This window comes from Aeromonas media (assembly GCF_000819985.1).
Taxonomy (GTDB): domain Bacteria; phylum Pseudomonadota; class Gammaproteobacteria; order Enterobacterales; family Aeromonadaceae; genus Aeromonas; species Aeromonas media.
Genome location: NZ_CDBZ01000145.1, coordinates 1 through 21,069 on the forward strand (window position 1 = coordinate 1; position 21,069 = coordinate 21,069).

Below are 21,069 nucleotides of genomic sequence, written 5' to 3' on the forward strand. Positions count from 1 at the left end.
TCCCGGTGAACGGTTACGTGCAGCCCGCCAGAGTCCATCCCGCCGACAGGGAGCTGACGGAGAACACTTCCGCCAGCAGGGGCAGCAGGGGGTGGGTCTGATAGAGATTGAGAAATACCAGGAAGGATCCCAGGCTGAGGGCCAGGGTGGCGCGAATCCATTCGCGACTGCCGACTTCGATCATATGGAGTTGTCCCGACGACTTTTGTGCAGAGTAGTGGGTCGCCTTATATAAATATAATATATTTAAGTTATCAATCTGATAAATGGAATTGATATGGATCTGAAACAGCTCGGTTACCTGCTAGCGGTGCGAGACGCAGGCTCCTTTACCAAGGCCGCCCAGGGCCTGCACGTGGCGCAACCGGCCGTCAGCATGGCCATCGCCAAGCTGGAGCAACAACTCGATCTGCGCCTGTTCGACAGGCAGGATCGCAGCGTGCGACTCACCCCGGAGGGAGAGGTGCTCTGCCGTCATGCCGAGCGGCTGCTGCTGCAGATGCACCAGGCACAGGCGGAGATGGCCGAGCTCAAGGGATTGGAGCGTGGGGAGGTGCGCATCGGCATCCCCTACATGATGGGCTCCTATTACTTTCCGCCGATCCTGATGGCGTTCAAGCATCGCTATCCCGGTTTGAAGATCCGGGTGGAGGAGGCGGGCACCCGCGAGCTATTGAGTCGCATGGTGGACGGCAGCCTGGATCTCGCCATCCTCATTACCAGCGACTTGCCGCCGGCGCTCGAGGGGGCCCAGCTGTTGCGGGAAGAGATGCTGATGGTGGTGGGGGAGGAGCATCCTCTGCGGGGGGCCAGCGCTGTCTCACTGCCCCAGTTCTTCAACCAGGAGCTCGCCATGTTCCGGCGGGGCTTCTACCACAGAGAGCACATGGAGGCGCTGGCACAAGGTTTGGGAATAGAGCCCAACATCGGCTTCGAGAGCAACCTCATCCCCCTGCTCAAGGCGGTGGTGAGACAAGGGTTCGCCGTGACCACCTTCCTGCGCATGGCGCTGGAGGAGGAGACGACTCTCAGCGGGATCCACTTTGCTCCGCCAATCTTCCTCGATCTCTGCGTGGCCTGGCGGCGGGGGGATCCCCTCTCCATGGCCAATCGGGCGCTGCGGGATTTCCTGTTGGCACAGGCCAAGCCAGAGCCAACCCCGGATGGTGCCCTGAGGGACAACAACTTGAGGGACAACAGATAGGGCAGCAAGATCGCCAACAAAAACGCCTCCCGATGGAGGCGTTTTTCATGCCGGTGTCAGGCTGCGAGCCATCACTTCTTGAACAGGTGATCCAGCTTGTTGGCCTTGGTGGAAAGATAGAACTCATTGTGGGGATTGCGGCCCTCCTGCAGGGGGACGCGCTCGGCCACCGGAATGCCAAAGGATTCCATCGCCTTCAGCTTGCGCGGGTTGTTGGTCATCAGGCGCAGGCTCTTGACCTCCAAGGCCTTGAGCATGTCGGCACAGATGGTGTAATCGCGCATGTCGGCGGCAAAGCCCAGTGCCACGTTGGCTTCGACGGTGTCGGCGCCCTGATCCTGCAAATGATAGGCGCGGATCTTGTTGAGCAGGCCGATGCCACGGCCTTCCTGACGGACATACAGCAAGACGCCGCGACCGGCCTTGGCGATCTTCTCCATGGCGGCCTGCAGCTGGAAGCCGCAGTCGCAGCGCAGGCTGAACAGGGCGTCCCCGGTCAGACACTCGGAATGAATTCTGCCCAGCACGGGCTCACCGTCCGCGATATCGCCCATCACCAGCGCGGCGTGATCCTTGCCTGTGCCGGTTTCCTGAAAGCCTACCAGCGTGAAGATACCCCAAGGGGTCGGCAACTTGGATTTGGCTACGAGAGTAATGCTGCTCATAGGGTTGCTCCTGACTACAGCTGCTTGAAAAAGGCGGCTAGTTTAACGTGCCTCATCCCTAACAACCATAAGAACAAAAGCTTGTATTCAGGAATGATCCACTCGACTGGTCATAATAGGCGCAATCGCGACGACTTTTGCGCAATTGTGCGCCTCGACAACTGCCAGTGCCGGTGCATTCGGGTATAATCGGCGCCCATTACCCCCTCCCGCCAGGGATGCGGGCAACCAGTCAACATGCCGAGTGCGCAGGAGAAAGATTATGCCTCAGATGGCCCCCGTGATGACAATTGATGGCCCGAGTGGTGCCGGTAAAGGCACCCTGTGCCAGCTGTTGGCAGAGAAACTGGGTTGGCACCTGCTCGACTCCGGTGCCATCTACCGTGTACTGGCGCTGGCGGCCTTGCACCACGATGTGGAGCTCGATGCCGAAGCCGCGCTGGTTCCCTTGGCCGCCAATCTGGACGTGCAGTTCCAGGTCGACGGCGGACAGGTCAAGGTGGTGCTGGAAGGGGAGGATGTTTCCCGTACCATCCGCTCCCAGGAAGTGAGCGATGCCGCCAGCAAGGTCGCCGTCTTCCCCCGCGTGCGCGAGGCGCTGCTGCGCCGCCAGCGTGCCTTCCGTCAGTTGCCTGGCCTCATTGCCGATGGCCGTGACATGGGGACTGTGGTTTTCCCCGAGGCCGAGGTGAAGATTTTCCTCGATGCCAGCGCCGAGGAGCGGGCACAGCGCCGCTATAAGCAGTTGCAAGATAAGGGCTTTGATGTTAACTTTGAACGTCTTTTAACCGAGATTCGGGAACGTGACGATCGCGACAGAAATCGCGCCGTCGCCCCCCTGAAACCCGCGGAAGATGCGCTTGTAGTAGACTCAACGTCTATGACCATAGATGACGTACTGGCAACGGTACTCGCCTATGCGGAGCAACAACTTGGTGATGTCAGCACCAGCTGATGTCAGTCGTCTGCACCATGGATGGCGCAGATAATTTAAAACAACCCCGCTTGTGCTGGATTGCGAGTGGATGTTTCATTTGTGACACAAACAATGATCGAATCTTTTGCTCAACTCTTTGAAGAGTCCCTGAACGCCGTTGAAACCCGTCAAGGTTCCATCGTCAAGGGCACCGTCGTTGCTATCGAGAACGGTTTTGTACTGGTTGACGCCGGTCTGAAATCTGAGTCTGCCATTCCTGCTGAAGAGTTCAAGAACGCCCTGGGCGAGCTGGAAATCAACGTAGGCGACACCGTTGACGTGGCTCTGGACTCTATCGAAGATGGTTTCGGCGAAACCAAGCTGTCCCGCGAAAAAGCCAAGCGCCACGAAGCCTGGCTGCAGCTTGAGAAGGCATACGAAGAGCAAGCTACCGTTATCGGTATCATCAACGGCAAGGTCAAGGGTGGTTTCACCGTTGAGCTGAACGGCATCCGTGCCTTCCTGCCGGGTTCTCTGGTTGACGTGCGTCCGATCCGTGACACCGCTCACCTGGAAAACAAAGAACTCGAGTTCAAAGTCATCAAGCTGGACCAGAAGCGCAACAACGTTGTTGTTTCCCGTCGTGCCGTGATCGAAACCGAGAACACCTCCGAGCGCGAAAGCCTGCTGGCCAACCTGCAAGAAGGTCAAGAAGTTAAGGGTATCGTCAAGAACCTGACCGACTACGGTGCATTCGTAGATCTGGGCGGTGTTGACGGCCTGCTGCACATCACCGACATGGCGTGGAAGCGCGTTAAGCATCCTTCCGAAATCGTCAACGTTGGCGACGAGATCGCAGTCAAGGTTCTGAAGTTCGACCGCGAGCGTACTCGTGTATCCCTGGGTCTGAAGCAGCTGGGCGAAGATCCCTGGGTTGCTATCGCCAAGCGTTACCCGGAGACCACCCGTCTGTCTGGCCGCGTGACCAACCTGACCGACTACGGCTGCTTCGTTGAAATCGAAGAAGGCGTTGAAGGCCTGGTACACGTATCCGAGATGGATTGGACCAACAAGAACATCCACCCGTCCAAGGTTGTCAACGTTGGCGACGTGGTTGACGTGATGGTTCTGGACATCGACGAAGAGCGTCGTCGTATCTCCCTGGGTCTGAAGCAGTGCAAATCCAACCCGTGGCAGCTGTTTGCCGAAACTCACGCCAAGGGCGACCGTGTTTCCGGCAAGATCAAGTCCATCACTGACTTCGGTATCTTCATCGGTCTGGATGGCGGCATCGACGGCTTGGTTCACCTGTCTGACATCTCCTGGAACAACCAGGGCGAAGAAGCAGTTCGTGAATTCAAGAAGGGCGACGAAATCGAAGCCGTTGTTCTGCAAGTGGACCCGGAGCGCGAGCGCATCTCCCTGGGTGTCAAGCAGATCGAAGAAGACCCGTTCAACAAGTACCTGTCTGACAACAAGAAAGGTGCTATCGTGAAGGGTAAGGTTACCGAGGTTGATGCCAAGGGTGCCGTGATCGAACTGGCTGACGGCGTGGAAGGCTACCTGCGTGCCTCCGACGCTGCTCGTGACCGTGTAGAAGACGCCACTCTGGTGCTGTCTGTTGGTGACGAAGTAGAAGCCAAATTCATGGGCGTTGATCGCAAGAACCGCACCGTAAGCCTGTCTGTCCGTGCCAAGGACGAGGCTGACGAGCGTGTTGCCATCGACAGCCTGAACCAACAAGAAGAAGTTGTGTTCAGCAATGCCATGATGGAAGCGTTCAAAGCCGCCAAGGGTGAGTAATCCTTGATGCAAGAAAAGGGCGGCTTCACGCCGCCCTTTTTTATCTTGGCATAATGAAAATTGCATGTGATCGGGGAAGGAGATTTAACCTTATGACCAAATCAGATCTCATCGAACAATTGGCTGCCAGCCGCATGCATATGCCGGCCAAAGATGTCGAAGCCGCCATCAAGGAGATCCTTGAGCAGATGGCATCGACCTTGCAAAACGGCGACCGGATTGAAATCCGAGGATTTGGAAGTTTCTCGCTGCACTATCGTGCGCCCCGCGTGGGTCGCAACCCCAAGACTGGGGACAAGGTTGAACTGACCGGGAAATACGTCCCGCATTTCAAACCTGGTAAAGAGTTGCGCGAACGCGTGAACATCATCGAATAATGCAGAAAATGGCATACCTGGGTATGCCTTTTTTATTTTTACGTCTTTAGATATGTGATTTGTCAGGTTTCTCGCAGTCTTTTCCCATTCTCTCTAGAGTCTGCCTGTGATTTTAAGGATAATCAGTCTCTCATTAGCTACAGACAGGGAGATCTTATGAAGCGTATCTTGGCCCTCATCCCATTGGTGCTCGTGTTTGTACTGACCCTCGCCATCGGTTCGCAAAATGGCCAGCTGGTGCAGTTCAACTATCTCATTGCCCAGGGGGAGTTCTCTCTCTCCATGCTGCTGGGGTTCTTCTTTGCCGGTGGCTTCCTGTTGGGCTGGCTAGTGTTCGGTCTGCTCTTCCTGCGTTTGAAACTGCAAAACCGCACCCTCAGTCGCACCATGCGTCGTCAATCCCGTGAGTTGGAGCTAGCCCGGTCGCCAGCCAAGGAATAATGTCCCTCGATGCTTGAACTGCTTTTCCTGCTGTTGCCGATTGCCGCTGGTTATGGCTGGTACATGGGACGCAGGAGTGTTCGCCAGGACACCCAGCAACAGAGTAACCAGTTTTCCCGCCAGTACGTGGCGGGCCTCAACTATTTGCTGTCTGACGAGTCTGACAAGGCGGTGGATCTCTTTATCCAGCTGCTGGAAGTCGACAGTGAAACCATCGAAACCCATCTCTCCCTCGGCAACCTGTTTCGTCAGCGGGGCGAGGTGGACCGTGCCATCAAGATCCACCAGAACCTGGTCGCCCGCCAGCTGACCCGGGAGCAGCGTCAGCTCGCGCTGCAGGAGCTGGCCCGGGATTTCCTGGCTGCCGGCCTGCTGGACCGGGCCGAAGCGCTCTGGAAGGAGCTGTGCGAAGACAGCGACTTTGAAGAGACGGCCCTGGCGCAGTTGCTCATCATCCATCAACAGCTGCGTGACTGGGACAAGGCCATCGAGGTCGCCATTCGCCTGCAGAAATTCCAGGGCAAGAAGCTGGCGGAGCCCATCTCCCATTTCTATTGCGAGCAAGCAGAGAGCGCCTTGCGCGACGGTGACAAGGGGGCGGGGATCGCCAAGTTCAAGCGGGCGCTCGCAGCCCACCCTGGCTGTGCTCGGGCCAGCCTGCGACTGGCCGATCTGTCGATGGAGGAGGGCAAGTTCGAGGAGGCCAGCAAGGATCTGCTGCGTGTGTTCGAACAGGACATGGATTTTGCCTCCGAGGCCATGCCCAGGCTGCTCGATTGCTATCAGCAGCTTGGCCGCACTCAGGAGCTGATCCCGCTGCTGGAGAAGGCGGTGGAGGATCATGCCGGTGTCAGCGTGACCCTGGCCCTGGCCAATCTGGTGGAGGCGCGCGACGGCTTGAGCCAGGCTCGCGCCCTGGTGCTGCGCCAGCTGCGGCGCCACCCCTCCATGAAGGGGTTTTACCAGCTGGTGGGCTTCCAGCTGGCGAGCGCCGAGGAGGGGCCCGCCAAGGAGAGTCTGGAGCTGCTGCAGCAGCTGGTCGGCGAACAGATCAAGATAAAATCGACCCACAAGTGCCGCCAGTGCGGCTTTGCCACCCATTCGCTGTTCTGGCAGTGTCCCTCCTGCCGGCAGTGGGGCTCCATCAAGCCTATCCGTGGCCTGGATGGTGAATAGCCCTTAGTGACAAAAAGTCCGCCACCGCGCGTCTCGAGCGTGGGCGGCAAGCCGAAGCAGGCGCAAACCCGAGTGAGCAAGATGCCAGACTGCGACCGGCTCGCCGGCCGTGTCGAGACTGGATGTGGCATAACAACCCATAGGAAGTGACATGCAAGACCCCAAAGTACTGGTCGCGCTGGATTATCAGCACGAAGCCGATGCCTTCGCCTTCATTGAACAGATCTCCCCGGCCGAGTGCCGCCTCAAGGTGGGCAAGGAGATGTTTACCCTGTTTGGCCCCCAGTTCGTGCGCCAGCTGGTGGCCAAGGGCTTTGACGTGTTCCTGGATCTGAAGTTTCACGACATTCCCAACACGGTTGCCAAGGCGGTAGCCGCGAGTGCCGAGCTGGGGGTATGGATGGTGAACGTCCATGCCAGCGGCGGCGAGCGCATGATGCGCGCGGCCAGAGAGGCGCTGCTGCCCTATGGTGACAAGGCACCCCTGCTGATCGGGGTGACCGTGTTGACCAGCATGGAGCAGTCCGACATGGCGCCGCTGGGTCTGGATGTGAGCCCGGCCGAGCAGGTGATCCGGTTGGCAACCCTCGCCAAGACGGCAGGGTTGGACGGCGTGGTCTGCTCCGCCGAGGAAGCCAGTGCGTTGAAAACCTTGCTCGGCTCTGACTTCAAGCTGGTGACTCCGGGCATTCGCCCGAGCGGAGCCGCTGCCGGGGATCAACGCCGGGTCATGACGCCGCTGGCGGCGGTGGAGGCGGGAGCCGACTATCTGGTGATTGGGCGCCCCATTACTCAGGCGGCGGATCCGGCCGCCGTGCTGGGGGCGATCAACGCCGAGCTCTGCCGATAAGGGGCCGACCCCTGAATGACAACAGGCCGGATTTCAGATCCGGCCTGTTGCGTTTTGATGGGTAGCTGAGCGCTGCTGCTAATGAGTGGCAGCCCTAAACCGCAGGGGATATCAGGACTTGACGGTCTGCACACCCAGGCCGATGGGGAAGAGGCCGAGCAGCAGGCCGGCGGCCGAGCCGATGAGGTGAGACTCTATGTGCACCCTGGCGCCAATGAGAGCAGAGACAGGGCTCTCTCCCGCACTGTAAAAATCCAGCCCGAGCTTGATGACGATGCCAAGCAGCATGAGCCAGCCCGAGTAGCGACGATAACGGATATCCTGCATGGCCCCCCACACGAACAAGCCGTGCAGCAGGCCGGAGAGCCCCATGTACCATTGGGTCTGCGGGCACCACCACCAGATCCCGAGCCCGACGGCCGTCCCCAGCAGCAGGAGCAGCACGGGCAGGCGCCAGCCAGTCAGGTATTCACGAAACAGGCTGTAGAGCACCGCAAGTCCGCTCAGGTTGAGCAATAGGTGCCATCCGTTGGTGTGGGCCAGATTGCCTGTTATGATGCGCCACCCTTCGCCCTTGTCGATCAGGTCGCGATCGAAGGAGAGCAGGTGGTTCGGTACGGTGAAGAAGAGCAAGGCAGTGACGAGCGAAAGCGTGATGACCCAGAGCAGACCCGATTTTTCTGACAACATGAAACAACCCAACGACAAAGAGAGCCGATACTGTACACGCTGTGCCCGAGCCCTCAAAGCCTGCCTGTGTGAATATATCCAACAGGTGCCCCACCTTGCACCGCTCCATATCCTGCAGCACCCCAACGAGGTCGCCCACCCCAAGGGAACGGCCGCCCTGCTGGCCGCCTCCCTCAGCCATGCCCGCATTCACGTGGGGGAGCACTTCGCCGATGCCGACTGGCTCAATGCCCTGCTCGCCGACCCCAAAGTGCAGTGCTATCTGCTGTGGCCCGATGATGAGGCTCTGACCCTGGCGCAGGTGCGCGAGGGTAGGGGGCAAGCCAGAAAGGTGCACTTCATCCTGCTCGATGGCACCTGGCGCAAGGCCTATCGCATGTTGCACAGCAACCCGGCCCTGCTGGGGTTGCCGAGGATCACCCTCGGTGCCATGGCGGGGCAATATTCCATTCGCAAGAAGCCGTTTCCCGAGGCGCTGTCGACCCTGGAGGCGGGCTACCATCTGTTATCCCAGTGGGAAGGGGAGCCCGAGCGCTTCGCCCCGTTGATGAACCTCTTTACCGAGTTGAACCGGCAGTGGCATGACTTTGCCCAAGGTCGCCGCGCTTGAATCTGAATTGCAAACAGGAGTGATGAACGTGAAAAAAGCCGTCGTGGTATTCAGTGGTGGTCAGGACAGTACCACCTGCCTGGTACAGGCCCTGGCTCTCTATGATGAAGTGCACGCCATCACCTTCGACTATGGCCAGCGTCATCGGGAGGAGATCGAGACTGCTCGCCGCCTGGCCGGGCAGCTCGGGATTGCCGCCCACAAGGTGATGGATGTGACCATGCTGGGTGAGCTGGCCGTCTCGGCCCTGACTCGGGATGACATCCCGGTCAGCGGTGAGCTGCAGGACAACGGCCTGCCCAACACCTTCGTGCCGGGCCGCAACATATTGTTTCTGACTCTGGCGGCCATCTATGCCTATCAGGTCGGCGCCGACACCCTGATCACCGGGGTGTGCGAGACCGACTTCTCCGGTTATCCCGATTGCCGCGACGACTTCGTCAAGGCCCTCAATCAGGCGGTGTCGCTGGGGCTGGATCGTGCCATTCGCTTCGAGACCCCCCTGATGTGGCTCGACAAGGCGGAAACCTGGGCGCTGGCGGATCACTATGGCCATCTCGAGACGGTGCGCCAACAGACGCTCACCTGCTACAACGGCATCCAGGGGGATGGCTGTGGCACTTGCCCCGCCTGCGAGCTGCGAAGCCGCGGTCTGAATCAGTATCTGGCCGACAGGGTTGGCGTCATGGCCCGCTTGCACAAGAAAACCGGATTGTGAACCTGTCTCTTCCCCGGGTTTGGGGTATAATCCGCGCCTTTTGCAGCAAGCCGTGACCGAGATGCACTACCCAATCAACGAGATCTTCCAGACCATCCAGGGGGAGGGCGTCTTCACCGGCGTGCCCGCCATCTTCGTTCGCCTGCAAGGCTGCCCTGTGGGCTGCCCCTGGTGCGACACCCGCCATACCTGGGTGGTGGATCCTGCTCGTGAGGTGGGCTGTCGCGAGGTGCTTGACCGCTCCAACGAGTCCGATGGCTGGAGCAAGATGAGTACGGAGGAGATCCTGGGGAGCTTCGAGACCCTGGGTTACCGGGCGCGCCATGTGGTGTTGACCGGTGGCGAGCCCTGTCTCTACGATCTGCACGAACTCTCGTCGGCCCTGCTGGCGGCGGGATATCAGGTACAGATCGAAACCAGTGGTACCAGCGAGATCCTGACCCACGCACAGACCTGGGTCACCGTCTCCCCCAAGATCGGCATGAAGGGGGGCTTGCCTGTGCTGGTATCGGCTCTGGCGCGGGCCAACGAGATCAAGCATCCGGTGGCCACCGAGCGCCACATCGAGGAGCTCGATGCCCTGCTGGCCACGGCCAGCCTGCGTCCCGACGTGGTGATCGCATTACAGCCCATCAGCCAGAAGCCCAGGGCCACCGAGCTGGCCATGGCCACCTGCATCGCCCGTAATTGGCGGCTCTCCATCCAGACCCATAAATATCTGAATATCGATTGATATGGACAGACTCTCCGATGAGCGGGTATTGCTCACCCTGGCGGGCAAGATGCCCTACGGTAAATATCAGGGGCGACGCATCATAGATATTCCGGAGCCCTATCTGGTATGGATGGCGCGCAGCGGTTTTCCGGCTGGTGCGCTGGGCCAAACCCTGGCACTGGCATACGAGATAAAACTCAATGGACTGGAGTCCATGATTATTCCCATTATTAACAGGATGTCAGAATGAGAATATATACCCGACAAGGGGACAAGGGCCTCACGCGGCTGGCTGATGGCTCCTCCCTTGCAAAAGATGACCGGCGGGTCGAGACCTATGGCGCCATTGACGAGCTCAATTCCCAGATAGGTCTGCTGATGGCCGAAATACCCGAGAATGAGCCGGTATTATTGGCTCAACTCATATTGCTGCAGCAGGAGCTGTTTGATTTGGGCGGAGAGCTGGCGTTTTCCAGCGAGGCGCAGAATGCCTCTCTGTGGCAGGTCAATGAGGCCTGGACGGCGCGGCTGGAGCAACAGATTGACGCCTACAGCGTCCAGTTGCCGGTATTGCGCAATTTCATTCTGCCGAGCGGATCACGGGCGGCGGCGCAGGCCCATGTGGTGCGCACCTTGACCCGTCGCTGTGAGCGGTTGCTGCTCGGCTTGAGCCGGGAAGAGCAGGTGAACCCTGCGATCCTGCCCTATCTGAATCGGCTAAGTGACTGGTTTTTCACGGTGGCCAGATACTTGCTGGTCTCTGCCGGCACCCCGGAAGTGCTCTGGGTCAAGGCGGCAGACAGGCGCTGAGATGCCCGGCATGGAAACAATAAAAAACCTCGCATGGCGAGGTTTTTTATTGGGCGGGACTGTGCTTCAGATCAGATGGCAAAGTCTTCCACGGATTTGCCTTCGGCCACGGCCTTGGCAATGGCGGAGGGCATGCGGCCCTGGCCGGTCCAGGTTTTTTCCACGCCATTGTCCAGATAACGATATTTGGCGGGGCGGGGGGCACGTTTGCCTTTGCTGGCCTTGGTGCTCTCGGTGGCAACTGTGCCCACCAATTCAGCAGGATCTATCCCTGCGGCTTTCAACATTTCGGCGTATTCGGCAATTTTCTTCTGATGTTCTTCACGGGCCTGGCGTTCGGCAGATTCATCCTGCTGGCGCTCGGCGACCACCTCGGACAATTTCTGCAGTCCCTCTTCCAGTTGCTCCAAGGACAAATCGCGGCAGGCTGCGCGCAGACTACGGATATTCAGCAGAATTTTCAGAAATTCGTTCATATTAGCTACCACGCGAGCAGAAATATTAATGGGAAGGGCTGGTTTTTCGATAATTTATAGGGGGGATTGGCACCAAGTCAAGCCTGCCAAAATAATTAATTAGGCAGATAAATAAAGTCCGGAAATTATTCACGACGCCCGCTTTATTCTCATTGCAGGAGTTTCATTTCCGAATGAGTGCCGAGCAGATGAAAATATCGACCGCATCGTATTTTATGAACCATTTGACTACCATTTTTCCGCTTTTCGCCACACAAGCCTTGAAATTTAATCAAAAAACTTGCTATCACCCGGTGGCTCGATAAAATGTGCCGCGAATACCTTTAAGTAGAGGCGCGCTGCCTATGAGTAACCGAGCGGAGGGTGATGCCTGCGATGCTCGATGAAAGGAGTCGGCGCCGAAGTGACCAGGCCATCATACCGGGTTGCTGGTTCTGCATCGAACAGGTGCAGGACTGCCATAGTCATCCACTATGGAGCGCTACCTGAAGGGGCTGAGGAGTATGCCCGCCCTGGGTTTTGTTTCTTTGATCCTCTCGGTAGATCTCCACCTGTTGTCTTTAGGTGCAAAGAGATCATGGACATCGTTCATTACGCCGACTCCGGTTGGTCTGTCGTTCCCCCCCTGTTGGCCGTCGCCCTTGCGATAATCACCCGCCGCGTCCTGGTGTCGCTGGGGGTGGGCATAGTCGCCGGCAGTCTGCTGCTCAACCAGTTCTCCCCCCTCGAATCTCTGCATTACATGCTGAACACTGTGCTCAAGATCTTCTGGGTCGACGGTGCGCTCAACCGGGACAACGTCAACATGATCCTGTTCATGTTGCTGCTGGGGGGCCTCATCAGCCTGATGAGCGTCTCCGGGGCGACCCGGGCCTTCGCCGAGTGGGCCGAGCGCCGCGCCAAGACCCGCAAGGGGGCCAAGGCCCTCACCGGCATGATGGTCTTCGCCTTCTTCATCGACGACTTCTTCCACAGCCTGTCGGTGGGGGCCATCTGCCGCCCGGTCACCGATCGCTTCCAGATCTCCCGCGCCAAGCTGGCCTATCTGCTGGACTCCACTGCGGCACCGGTCTGCGTGCTGATGCCCATCTCCTCCTGGGGCGCTTATATCATCGCCCTGGTGGGGAGCATCATGGCGGCCCATGGCCTGACCGATCAGAGCCCCATTTCGGCCTTCGTCGAGATGATCCCGATGAACCTCTACGCCGTGTTCACCCTGATCATGGTGCTGGTGGTGATCGCGTTCCAGCTCGACATCGGCTCCATGCGTCAACACGAGCAGTGGGCGCTGGAAGGCAAGCTGTGGGATGAGTCCAAGGGGCGTCCCATCGGGCTGGACATGGAGTCTCCGGAGGAGAGCAATGGCGGCATGATCGACATGGTGCTGCCGATCCTGACCCTGACCCTGGCAACCGTCTACTTCATGATAGATTCCGGCGCGGCCGTGCTGGCCGGCAAAGGCCTGCCATTCAGCGTGCTCGGCTCGTTCGAGAACACCAACGTCGGTTCTTCCCTGGTCTATGGCGCCCTGTGCAGTCTGGTTGTCTCCATCGGTCTGGCCATGCGCCTCAAGCTGGGTGCCAAGAACTGGATGAAGGCGGCTCCGCAAGGGATCATGGCCATGCTGCCCGCCATCAACATCCTGTTGTTCGCCTGGACCATAGGTGCCGTGGTGCGTGACGTTGAGACCGGCAAGTACCTGGCCTCCATGGCCAATGGCAATCTGCCGATCGAAGTGTTGCCGGCTGTGGTATTCATCCTCTCATGCGCCATGGCCTTTGCCACCGGTACCAGCTGGGGTACCTTCGGCATCATGCTGCCGCTCGCCGGCGACATGGCCGCCGCCAGCGACATCAGCCTGATGTTGCCGATGCTGGCAGCTGTGCTGGCGGGCTCGGTGTTCGGTGATCACAGCTCGCCCATCTCCAGTACCAGCATCCTCTCGGCCACCGGCGCCGGCTGCCATCACATCGATCACGTGATGACTCAGCTGCCCTATGCGCTGGCCATCGCCTTCGGTGCGGCCATGGGTTACCTGGTCATGGGGATGATGCACTCTGTGCTGGCGGGCTTCACGGTCAGCGGACTCTGGTTCCTGATCTTCTCCGGTTACCACTTGCGCAAAGCTCGGATGCAGCGCGCCCTGGCCGTCGCATAAAGAGAACAAGGGGCCCACGGGCCCCTTGGTTTTGGCAGGTGCTTTGGTTAGCATGCGCCCCATCAATCCCGTTTCGGAACCCCATCATGGCTTCACTGCACTACAAATTCGCCACCATGAACTCGGGCAAGTCGACCCAGCTCATCCAGGCCCACTTCAACTATCTGGAGCGTGGCATGGTTCCATTGGCCATGACCCCCGCCATCGACGATCGCTTCGGGCCGGGGATCATCAGCGCCCGAGTCGGGCTGGAGCTGAAGGTGGAGGTGTTCAGTGACAGCTGCGATCTGTTCGAGATGGTCAAGGCGCGCCACGGCGAGAAGCCTATCGACGTGTTTATCGTCGACGAGGCGCAGTTCCTGACCCGCGAGCAGGTCTACCAGCTGGCTCGCATCGTCGACGAGCTCAAGATCCCGGTCATCGCTTATGGCCTCAAGACCGATTTTCGTGGCGAGCTGTTCCCCGGCTCCTACCATCTGCTCTGCCTGGCGGACAAGTTCGAGGAGCTCAAGAGCATCTGCTGGTGCGGCAACAAGGCGCACATGAACTCGCGGGTCAACGAGGCAGGCCAGGTGATGCGCGACGGCGAGCAGGTGGAGATAGGAGGCAACGACCGTTATGTGTCGCTTTGTCGCAAGCATTATCTGGAAGGACGGGCTTACAAATAAGTCCGCAGCATGAATAAGGGTGCCTCGTGGGCGCCCTTTTTTGTCGACGGACGGTTCAGTCTATCTCTATGTCTACCGGCGCTATGATGGGGTCGGCCACCGGCAGGCGGTGGAACAGCTGGCGAAAATGTTGCTGTACCCGTCCTATATCGATGAGCGACATGCCGGAGGCAAAGCCGAACCAGACATAGAGACCGGTGAGATCGCGAAACATCGGGGGCAGATAGCGGGGGGCATCGATGAGCCCCTCCAGATAGTGCTGATAGAGCACGGGGATGTCGTCCAGGGTCACCTTGCCGACGAACAGCATGGGCAGGATCTCCGGCACCCCTTCCAGCACCGCGCTGCGGATGAAGTTGACCGTCTCCACATAGCCTCTCACGTAGGAGAGATCCTTGGTGAAGCAGGCGCCTCCCTCGACCATGCCGCCCCTAAACACTCGCTGGGTGATCTTGTAGGCATCGTGTTCGCTGGCACCCTTCTCGACGAAGTGCCGGAATACCTCGATGAAGTCGGCGCCGCGCTCCGCCATGTCGATAGCCATCACCCGATCCGAGATGCGCTTGGCCCTGTCCGGGAAGGAGCTGAAGGTGAGAGTCTCGATGAGCACAGCCAGCCCCTCCTGGCAGGCGGTGATGCGCGGCGAGCCGGCGCCCAGCCAGGTGGCGTAGGATTGCTGGCGGCCGTTGAGGGTGGTGCCCACGTGCACCCAGCCCTCGTGCACCTCCAATACCTGCAAGTCCAGCTCGGAGAAGCGGGCGTGGGAGCTCAGCTTGATGTAATCCCCCCCGGCGGCGGCATCGGAGACGATGCCATCGCTCAGCTTGACCTGCACAGTGCCGTCGCTGAAGTAGTTCGACAGCTTGCCCTGCAGTTTGGCCACCGCTGCTTCCCCTTCGAACTCCTTGGGGTAGGGGCGCACCAGGTGGCGGGCGCCGGGTAGGGAGAAGATGTCGCACAGGCGGGCTCCCAGCTCCTTTAACGTCTTGCGATCCCCGCGCAGGTGATCGCTCGCCGAGCCGTACAACAACTGGCTGTAGCGCTGAAAGTCCGGCTGACCGCGCTGGCGCAGCATCTCGATGACCACCATGTACTGATCCACCGTCTCTTGCAGGATCCGGCCGAGATCATCCTGCGGCCCCAGCTTTCTGCGGATCCTGTCCCTCAGCTCCTTGAGCTCCAGGTATTTGTTGCGGGGATCGAAATCGAGGGGGAGGGCCTGATAGAAGTCGGCATCGATGGCGGGCAGCACTCGTCCGCCCTTGGCGAGAAACTCGGTCTGCAGGTGGCGGGGCCACTTGATGGCATCCAGGATGCGAATGGGTTTTTGCAGGGCGAGCAGTTCATCCGAGAGGGATTTCAGGTGCAGGCGATACTTTTCTTGGATGGTCATCGAGCCTTCTGTGGAGGCGAGTGTGGTGCGAGAATGGCTGAGTATATGCATAGCGCTTGCCAAAAAGAAGCGAGACCAGGGGTGATCCCGCCTGTGCGCTTTTGGTTGTCGGAAAATTGGTTTAGACTGCGCCCCTTGATCCTTATTGTGTTCGTGAAAATGATGAATATCCCCAGCTCTGAAATGATAATGCGTTGGCTGCAGCAGGCCCGGATCGAGCACTATGTGTGCGATCAGTGCCACGGCATCCACATGGTCTCCCTGCAGTCCGTCGAGGGCATCCAGGAGAGCCGGATCTTCGTGGAAGAGGAAGGGTTGCTGTTTTCATCCGAACTGGAGGTGCGCCCCTCATCCCTGTTGCCTCTGGTGGCCGAGCTGGGTCGTCTCAACATGCAATACCCGTCCCTCAAGGTGTTCCTCGACATCATAGATGACAACCTGCCGCGCCTCGTCGTGGGCCACACCGTCTTCACCAAGGCGGGTCTCTCCGTCGAGCAGTTCCTGCTGTTTGTCGAAAGCACCACGGCGGCGACCCATGAAGTGGTGTCTGAATGTGAACGCCTCGGCTTCCTCAATCTGCCGGAGATCCAGGTCGCACCGGAATCTGTGCACTGAGTTGCGCGTTTAATGTGCGAACGGTTTGCGGCAGCCAAAAAGCCGTTGACGTCGGCGGGGCTTTCCCCTAAATTACGCCCCGTTCCGGCGCAAACGGTGCAGAACATTACGTGGAGATTGAACACGTTAAACAGCGGTCGAAAATTTGGTGAGGTGTCCGAGTGGCTGAAGGAGCACGCCTGGAAAGTGTGTATACGGCAACGTATCGAGGGTTCGAATCCCTCCCTCACCGCCAAATATAACCCGTTGAATTTCAACGGGTTTTTTCATTTCTAGACTTACGTGATTTTTTTCCTGGATCAACTGGGTGGAACAATCATGTATCTGAGCAAAAATGCCTCCGGCACCTACTACACTCGGCTTCCCTTGCCCAAGAATTTGCGTGACCGAGGCTTGCCGTTTGCTATCCGCACTTCCCTCCTTACCAAAGAACGTCAAGTTGCCGTAGACCGTAATCTGGTGCTGGCGGCGCGTGTCCGCACCCTCATTGCGGCGACACCTGCCGATGCCACGACCCATAGTTTTCATGCCTGGATCAGAGCTGAGATCGATGCATTCAAAGCGGCGGGCTTTACCGTACCGCAATATCATGCTCTTTCTGTTGCGCTTTCGTCCGTTCCCCAGACCATCAAGCAACCCGTCGATACCTCTCCACCTACTACAGGGGTCCCCCTCAGACAGGCGCTGACGAAGTTTATTGAGAGTAAGGCCAGTGAGGGGATCCAGCATAAATCCGTCGGACAACTCCAACTGCGGGTTCAGGCGTTCGTCACTTGGGCCAAGGGGCACATGGTCGATGAGATAACGCCTGCCCTAGCTCAAGCCTTCCGTAACACTCTGCTCCGTAACGACAGTATCAGCTTCAAAACCAAATCAGATTACCTTGCCGCCACCAAGCAGTTCTTCCGCTGGTGCATGATCCTGGGCTATTGCAGCCGCAACCCGTTCGACAGCTTAACGGCGGGCAAGAAGCCAGTGAAAAAGCGGGCAGATGAAGCCAGGGTACGCTGGCATCGCCCGCAACTGGACACCCTGTTTGCGAGCCTGCGAGCCAAACAATCCCAAAAAGGCAAAAAACTCAAGCCCCAGGACTTCTGGGTGCCGCTGCTCTGCCTCTACGCCGGACTGCGCCCGTCTGAGGCATGTCAACTCAAGACCCGGAACGTCAAACAGATCGAGGGGATCTGGTGTCTGGTGGTCGAGGCGGGCGAAGAAGATCAGCAGCTCAAGACGGCCAACGCCTACCGTGATGTTCCGCTGCACAGTGCACTGATCAGACATCACTTCCTAGAGTATGTCGGCCACTGCCGTAGCCAGGGCAGCCAGTACCTGTTTGACGATAAACCCTCGGGCCAGGACGCCGACTGGTCACACAACCTGGTGTGTCGGTTCCAGCGCCATCTCACCAATGCAGGCATTGTCGGTAAGGGGCGGCCGACGATCTATGGCATGCGCCACACCTTTGTTGATGAGTTGCAGCAGGCGGATGTGGCAGAGCACATCGTGGCGGAGCTGGTAGGACACAGCAAGGAGGGGCTGACCTTTGGCCGCTACGGCAAACGGGTGAGCATTGCCCTGTTGAAAGCGAAGATCGAGTTGATACCGGCGGATCTAGTGACCGTCATTTGAAGAGAGGCCACCTGAGCTCTGGATATGTCGCTAAGCGCTGTATGTAGCGGTTAGCGCCCCTCCCAGACAGCATGACATCTGGTGCCATAGCCAGGGCGCAGGAGCCAACCCATCTCAATACGGTGGGTCGTTGCAGTACCAATTCATATCATGCGCCCATGTCAATATTAGCCCCTATAAATATTTGTAAATATAAATATTGACATCCATAAAAATGTGTGATCGAAATGTGTTGACATGGTGCTTGAACGCTCGTAACCTGCTGGCAAGAGTTAGCTGGAATGAGAGCAAATGACCTATGACAAGAACCCGCAGGCCACAGAACTAGATCGAAAAACTGTTGCAGATGCATTGACTGAAAACCTGACGATCAAGAAAAACCAGTACGCCCAATCAACATTTAAGGCCTATTATCGAAAGACAAAGCAACTTCAGACGCTGATTGGAAAAGAGCTATTGGTTACGGTCACCACGACCAAATTAGAGTTAATGATTGCCAAACTCCTTAAGAGGTATAAGGGTAATACCGTTAATCATTACCTCGATATTCTCAGGCAGGTGTTTGCCAGAGCCAAGAGTGATGGCCTGATAGCATTGAGCCCGATGGATAGCATCAAGAAATGCCGGTTTGAGATTGAAGAGCCGCAACCCTTTCTAAAAAAAGAGATAAAACTCTTGCTGCAACGGCAAGAAAGCAATCCGATTGAAGTGGCATTAATCCAATTAGGGCTTGCAACCGGATTGCGGATCAGTGAATTACTGGCTGTGAGCGTTGAAGCATTTGATCTAGACAAACGGATCTTGACGGTAGATCTCGCGTTGGTTGATGGTGCTTATAAGACGCCAAAAACCAAAGGATCGCTGCGGAAGATTGAGCTGACTGAACAGGGAATAATAGCCGCACGTATCTTGATAGCACAGGCTAGCCATCGTAGGCCCAGATCGATCACGGTAACCCAGACAGATAATCGCACTAAAAAGATAATTAGCCGTACCTTGGTAGCCTATAACCGCCCAGCAAGGCGACCCTACGCCTCGGTTGACGAGTACAGGGAAACATTTTTTCAGCCGCATTGTGACCTGGTGGGTGTCAAATACCGTGGACCATCTCAGCTGCGCCACACCTACGCGAGCCAACTGTTGTCTGCTGGCGTGAACGTAGAGTGGATTGCCCGGCAAATGGGGCACAACGGGACTGCGATGATCGAGCGCCACTATGGTCGATGGTTGACCGAGGATGCGGCTGACTTTGGTGCCAAAGCAGAAGTGGCCCTACACGATTGTATTCATGGTGATGATCCCGGACTGGTTGAGGCATCCAAATCCGTGCCAGCCATATTACCACCTGTTGATTTGAATGCACTGATGGCTAACCCACAGATGCACCAGCAATTAATGGCGTGGCTACAACAGGCACTGAGCAATACGGTAGTGACGGGCAACAGAATTTAGCAAAATAAACAGAATTTCCAGCAGCCAGAATATTGGTTGTACGGATAGTTGTAGGCAGAATTTGTACGGCATCGTATCAGGCAAAAGCACATGGATAAAAAGTGTGTTTTTGACAAATCGTTTTTTGGCGAAAAGTAATAAGAGCAAGGTCACTCCTACACCGTACAAATTGCGTTCCGCAATGTACGGTGTACGGAGCCTTGCCATGGCTGTCGCCCTGGACCTACCTGGGCTGCCGCCCAGACCCGCTAAATATATAAATTAGAGCTGTTCAGCAGCCAGGAGACAATACGTGGGAAAAGAAAATAAAAAATTAAGGAATAGCAAAAATAATACTTTACGTGAGGAGCTGACAAGAGATCCTGATCTCATGCTGCTCATTGAAAGGGCCGTTATCAGGTGCATCAATGACGATATCGCTGTCACTATTAACGGTATAGCTAGAGATGTAAATATGGATACAGACATCGTTCGACAAATGCTGCCGAGTTTTACAGAGATCCGTGATCATCGAATCGAGCTACGCTGCACATATGAGGAAAAACGTCGTTGGGAGAAAAAGGCTAAAAATGCAAGCATCACTGTATCGAGGTTAGCATCTCAATCTCTCACAAAATTGAAAATCGTCATTTCTCCAGCAGAAACATTACGCGACACAATAAATAATCTTATTGCGCAACAGACCGGGTTTTATAACAATTTCAATCAGCTGGTAAAATGGTGTAACTCCCATAAGGGCGATGTAAATCTACTTTTTATTTTATACGAACTCAGGGAACTAGAAAAACAACATAAAGAGCAGGTTGATAAAATCAACGAGATGTTATCACCACAATTAACACAGCCATCTCGGGTTATACGCCATGACAAAAGCGATACTGCGACCCCAGACACTACATGGTCACACTCAGGTGAGGATGACGAGGATGCAGTGGAGGTAAATCCAGCATTAATCGAGAGTGAGTATGAGGAGCATGAGCTATGGCGGTGATTAGATTTTTTGCAACCAATGGGCATCGCCAGACTAAATCCAGCGCCCCAATAGATTACCTACTGGGTATCTACAGCGCTCTGACTCCGCAACAAAAAAATGAGCGTAGTACAATCGCTGATGCGATTAGGGTTGCTCGTGATAAAAATGACGCTCCATTGGTTCATCGGTTGAACCAACAACTGAGACTGATCCATGGTGTACAACGGACTCCACCACCTGAGCTGTTGGCTGGAAATCCACGAGACATTACTTATGCAATCGAGATATCGCCACATAAATATAAATACACCAGCGGTGTCATTGCACATGCAATTGAGGACAACCAGGCGCTGAGCTCCAATCCTGATATTGCTCAGGAATTTCGTGCATTGATGGAGGAGCTGGTTTTTGCTGGATTACCCATAGAGGACAGGATGATCTTGTGGGTACAACATACGCATGAACAAAATCTGGAGAATCATTTCTTAATCCCACGGATTAATCTTCGCACTGGAAAATATTTCAACCCTCACCCACCAGGTGCGGAAGGAGATTTTAATGCGATCCGCGATTACCTCAACCTGAAACATAACCTCGCACGTCCAGATGATCCGCAACGCCAGAGGCTGACAGGAACAATACCACGGTACAGTAAAAATGCGGACTTGATTGCAGCGTTATCTGATGCGGTGCAGTTACGGGTAACTCAGGGCAGGGCCGACGCATGATC

The 21,069-nt window shown here is 56.9% G+C and carries 23 protein-coding genes, 1 tRNA gene, 1 pseudogene and 1 riboswitch; of the genes and pseudogenes, 20 read left to right on the forward strand and 5 right to left on the reverse strand.

Translation table 11 applies throughout. The features are described from left to right. Positions 1-16: 16 nt before the first annotated feature. Positions 17-184: pseudogene (locus BN1127_RS22145) on the reverse strand (MFS transporter); the annotation flags it as partial. A gap of 93 nt (positions 185-277) precedes the next feature. Between BN1127_RS22145 and BN1127_RS12645 the strand changes: the two are divergent. Continuing rightward, positions 278-1,204 carry a LysR family transcriptional regulator gene (locus BN1127_RS12645; RefSeq protein ID WP_042649705.1) on the forward strand — a complete coding sequence of 309 codons (927 nt, stop codon included), beginning with the start codon at positions 278-280 and terminating at the stop codon, positions 1,202-1,204. A gap of 71 nt (positions 1,205-1,275) precedes the next feature. On the opposite strand, the gene ribA is transcribed toward BN1127_RS12645, so the two are convergent. Continuing rightward, positions 1,276-1,869 (reverse strand): GTP cyclohydrolase II, encoded by a 594-nt coding sequence (gene ribA, locus BN1127_RS12650; RefSeq protein WP_005327814.1) that lies wholly within the window; start codon positions 1,867-1,869, stop codon positions 1,276-1,278. Positions 1,870-2,131: 262 nt separating this feature from the next. Here ribA and cmk point away from each other — a divergent pair, with 262 nt between their 5' ends. The 6 genes from cmk to pyrF all read left to right on the forward strand — a co-directional run bounded on the left by cmk (position 2,132) and on the right by pyrF (position 7,432). Further along, positions 2,132-2,824 carry a (d)CMP kinase gene (gene cmk, locus BN1127_RS12655; RefSeq protein ID WP_042649706.1) on the forward strand — a complete coding sequence of 231 codons (693 nt, stop codon included), beginning with the start codon at positions 2,132-2,134 and terminating at the stop codon, positions 2,822-2,824. A 93-nt stretch (positions 2,825-2,917) separates the two neighbouring features. Next, a complete protein-coding gene (gene rpsA / locus BN1127_RS12660; RefSeq protein WP_005327816.1) occupies positions 2,918-4,588 on the forward strand; it encodes a 30S ribosomal protein S1 in 1,671 nt (556 codons plus the stop codon). A 92-nt stretch (positions 4,589-4,680) separates the two neighbouring features. After that, positions 4,681-4,965, forward strand: a complete 285-nt coding sequence (gene ihfB, locus BN1127_RS12665; protein WP_005299934.1) for an integration host factor subunit beta — start codon at positions 4,681-4,683, stop codon at positions 4,963-4,965. A 156-nt stretch (positions 4,966-5,121) separates the two neighbouring features. After that, entirely contained in the window at positions 5,122-5,406 is a 285-nt protein-coding gene (locus tag BN1127_RS12670) for a LapA family protein (protein ID WP_005327818.1), read from the forward strand. A gap of 9 nt (positions 5,407-5,415) precedes the next feature. Then, positions 5,416-6,582: a lipopolysaccharide assembly protein LapB gene (lapB, locus tag BN1127_RS12675; RefSeq protein ID WP_042649707.1), complete on the forward strand. Its 1,167-nt coding sequence runs from the start codon at positions 5,416-5,418 to the stop codon at positions 6,580-6,582. Between the two features lie 151 nt (positions 6,583-6,733). After that, positions 6,734-7,432: an orotidine-5'-phosphate decarboxylase gene (gene pyrF, locus BN1127_RS12680; protein WP_042649708.1), complete on the forward strand. Its 699-nt coding sequence runs from the start codon at positions 6,734-6,736 to the stop codon at positions 7,430-7,432. Between the two features lie 111 nt (positions 7,433-7,543). Here pyrF and rrtA read toward each other — a convergent pair whose 3' ends face one another. Further along, positions 7,544-8,122 (reverse strand): rhombosortase, encoded by a 579-nt coding sequence (gene rrtA, locus BN1127_RS12685; protein WP_231557483.1) that lies wholly within the window; start codon positions 8,120-8,122, stop codon positions 7,544-7,546. Here rrtA and BN1127_RS12690 point away from each other — a divergent pair. The 5 genes from BN1127_RS12690 to BN1127_RS12710 all read left to right on the forward strand — a co-directional run bounded on the left by BN1127_RS12690 (position 8,088) and on the right by BN1127_RS12710 (position 10,975). After that, positions 8,088-8,732: a tRNA-uridine aminocarboxypropyltransferase gene (locus BN1127_RS12690; RefSeq protein WP_180345040.1), complete on the forward strand. Its 645-nt coding sequence runs from the start codon at positions 8,088-8,090 to the stop codon at positions 8,730-8,732. The genes rrtA and BN1127_RS12690 overlap by 35 nt on opposite strands. A gap of 28 nt (positions 8,733-8,760) precedes the next feature. Next, positions 8,761-9,450 carry a 7-cyano-7-deazaguanine synthase QueC gene (queC, locus tag BN1127_RS12695; RefSeq protein ID WP_041206906.1) on the forward strand — a complete coding sequence of 230 codons (690 nt, stop codon included), beginning with the start codon at positions 8,761-8,763 and terminating at the stop codon, positions 9,448-9,450. 61 nt (positions 9,451-9,511) lie between these two features. Further along, on the forward strand, positions 9,512-10,183 hold the full coding sequence (gene queE, locus BN1127_RS12700; RefSeq protein ID WP_041206907.1) for a 7-carboxy-7-deazaguanine synthase QueE: 672 nt from the start codon (positions 9,512-9,514) through the stop codon (positions 10,181-10,183). 1 nt (position 10,184) lies between these two features. After that, positions 10,185-10,415 carry a DUF3820 family protein gene (locus BN1127_RS12705; protein ID WP_005327834.1) on the forward strand — a complete coding sequence of 77 codons (231 nt, stop codon included), beginning with the start codon at positions 10,185-10,187 and terminating at the stop codon, positions 10,413-10,415. After that, positions 10,412-10,975, forward strand: coding sequence for a cob(I)yrinic acid a,c-diamide adenosyltransferase (locus tag BN1127_RS12710; protein WP_005327835.1), 564 nt, complete (start codon positions 10,412-10,414; stop codon positions 10,973-10,975). Before BN1127_RS12705 ends, BN1127_RS12710 begins: the two co-directional genes overlap by 4 nt. Positions 10,976-11,046: 71 nt before the next feature. Here the strand turns inward: BN1127_RS12710 and BN1127_RS12715 are convergent, their stop codons facing one another. After that, positions 11,047-11,451 (reverse strand): H-NS family histone-like protein, encoded by a 405-nt coding sequence (locus BN1127_RS12715; protein WP_025327182.1) that lies wholly within the window; start codon positions 11,449-11,451, stop codon positions 11,047-11,049. A gap of 320 nt (positions 11,452-11,771) precedes the next feature. Beyond that, positions 11,772-11,943, forward strand: a riboswitch (Lysine riboswitch). Between the two features lie 85 nt (positions 11,944-12,028). Here BN1127_RS12715 and BN1127_RS12720 point away from each other — a divergent pair. Both BN1127_RS12720 and BN1127_RS12725 read left to right on the forward strand, forming a co-directional pair. Beyond that, the gene (locus tag BN1127_RS12720; protein ID WP_042649709.1) at positions 12,029-13,609 is read left to right on the forward strand and encodes a Na+/H+ antiporter NhaC family protein; all 1,581 of its coding nucleotides are present in this window, start codon (positions 12,029-12,031) and stop codon (positions 13,607-13,609) included. A gap of 86 nt (positions 13,610-13,695) precedes the next feature. After that, positions 13,696-14,277 (forward strand): thymidine kinase, encoded by a 582-nt coding sequence (locus BN1127_RS12725; protein ID WP_042649710.1) that lies wholly within the window; start codon positions 13,696-13,698, stop codon positions 14,275-14,277. A gap of 55 nt (positions 14,278-14,332) precedes the next feature. On the opposite strand, the gene BN1127_RS12730 is transcribed toward BN1127_RS12725, so the two are convergent. Then, on the reverse strand, positions 14,333-15,670 hold the full coding sequence (locus BN1127_RS12730; RefSeq protein WP_042649711.1) for a flavohemoglobin expression-modulating QEGLA motif protein: 1,338 nt from the start codon (positions 15,668-15,670) through the stop codon (positions 14,333-14,335). A 159-nt stretch (positions 15,671-15,829) separates the two neighbouring features. Between BN1127_RS12730 and BN1127_RS12735 the strand changes: the two genes are divergently transcribed. From BN1127_RS12735 to BN1127_RS12760, 6 genes are all read left to right on the forward strand, one after another. After that, a complete protein-coding gene (locus BN1127_RS12735; protein ID WP_161507131.1) occupies positions 15,830-16,285 on the forward strand; it encodes a type III secretion system chaperone family protein in 456 nt (151 codons plus the stop codon). A gap of 147 nt (positions 16,286-16,432) precedes the next feature. Then, positions 16,433-16,520: transfer RNA gene (locus tag BN1127_RS12740), tRNA-Ser, on the forward strand. A gap of 83 nt (positions 16,521-16,603) precedes the next feature. Beyond that, positions 16,604-17,914, forward strand: a complete 1,311-nt coding sequence (locus tag BN1127_RS22150; protein WP_148140660.1) for a site-specific integrase — start codon at positions 16,604-16,606, stop codon at positions 17,912-17,914. 291 nt (positions 17,915-18,205) lie between these two features. Further along, on the forward strand, positions 18,206-19,366 hold the full coding sequence (locus BN1127_RS12750) for a tyrosine-type recombinase/integrase (protein ID WP_005346570.1): 1,161 nt from the start codon (positions 18,206-18,208) through the stop codon (positions 19,364-19,366). Between the two features lie 292 nt (positions 19,367-19,658). Continuing rightward, complete coding sequence (locus BN1127_RS12755) at positions 19,659-20,357, forward strand: plasmid mobilization protein (protein ID WP_005346571.1); 699 nt, start codon at positions 19,659-19,661, stop codon at positions 20,355-20,357. After that, positions 20,348-21,067 (forward strand): relaxase family protein, encoded by a 720-nt coding sequence (locus tag BN1127_RS12760; RefSeq protein ID WP_231557484.1) that lies wholly within the window; start codon positions 20,348-20,350, stop codon positions 21,065-21,067. Before BN1127_RS12755 ends, BN1127_RS12760 begins: the two co-directional genes overlap by 10 nt. Positions 21,068-21,069 lie beyond the last annotated feature (2 nt).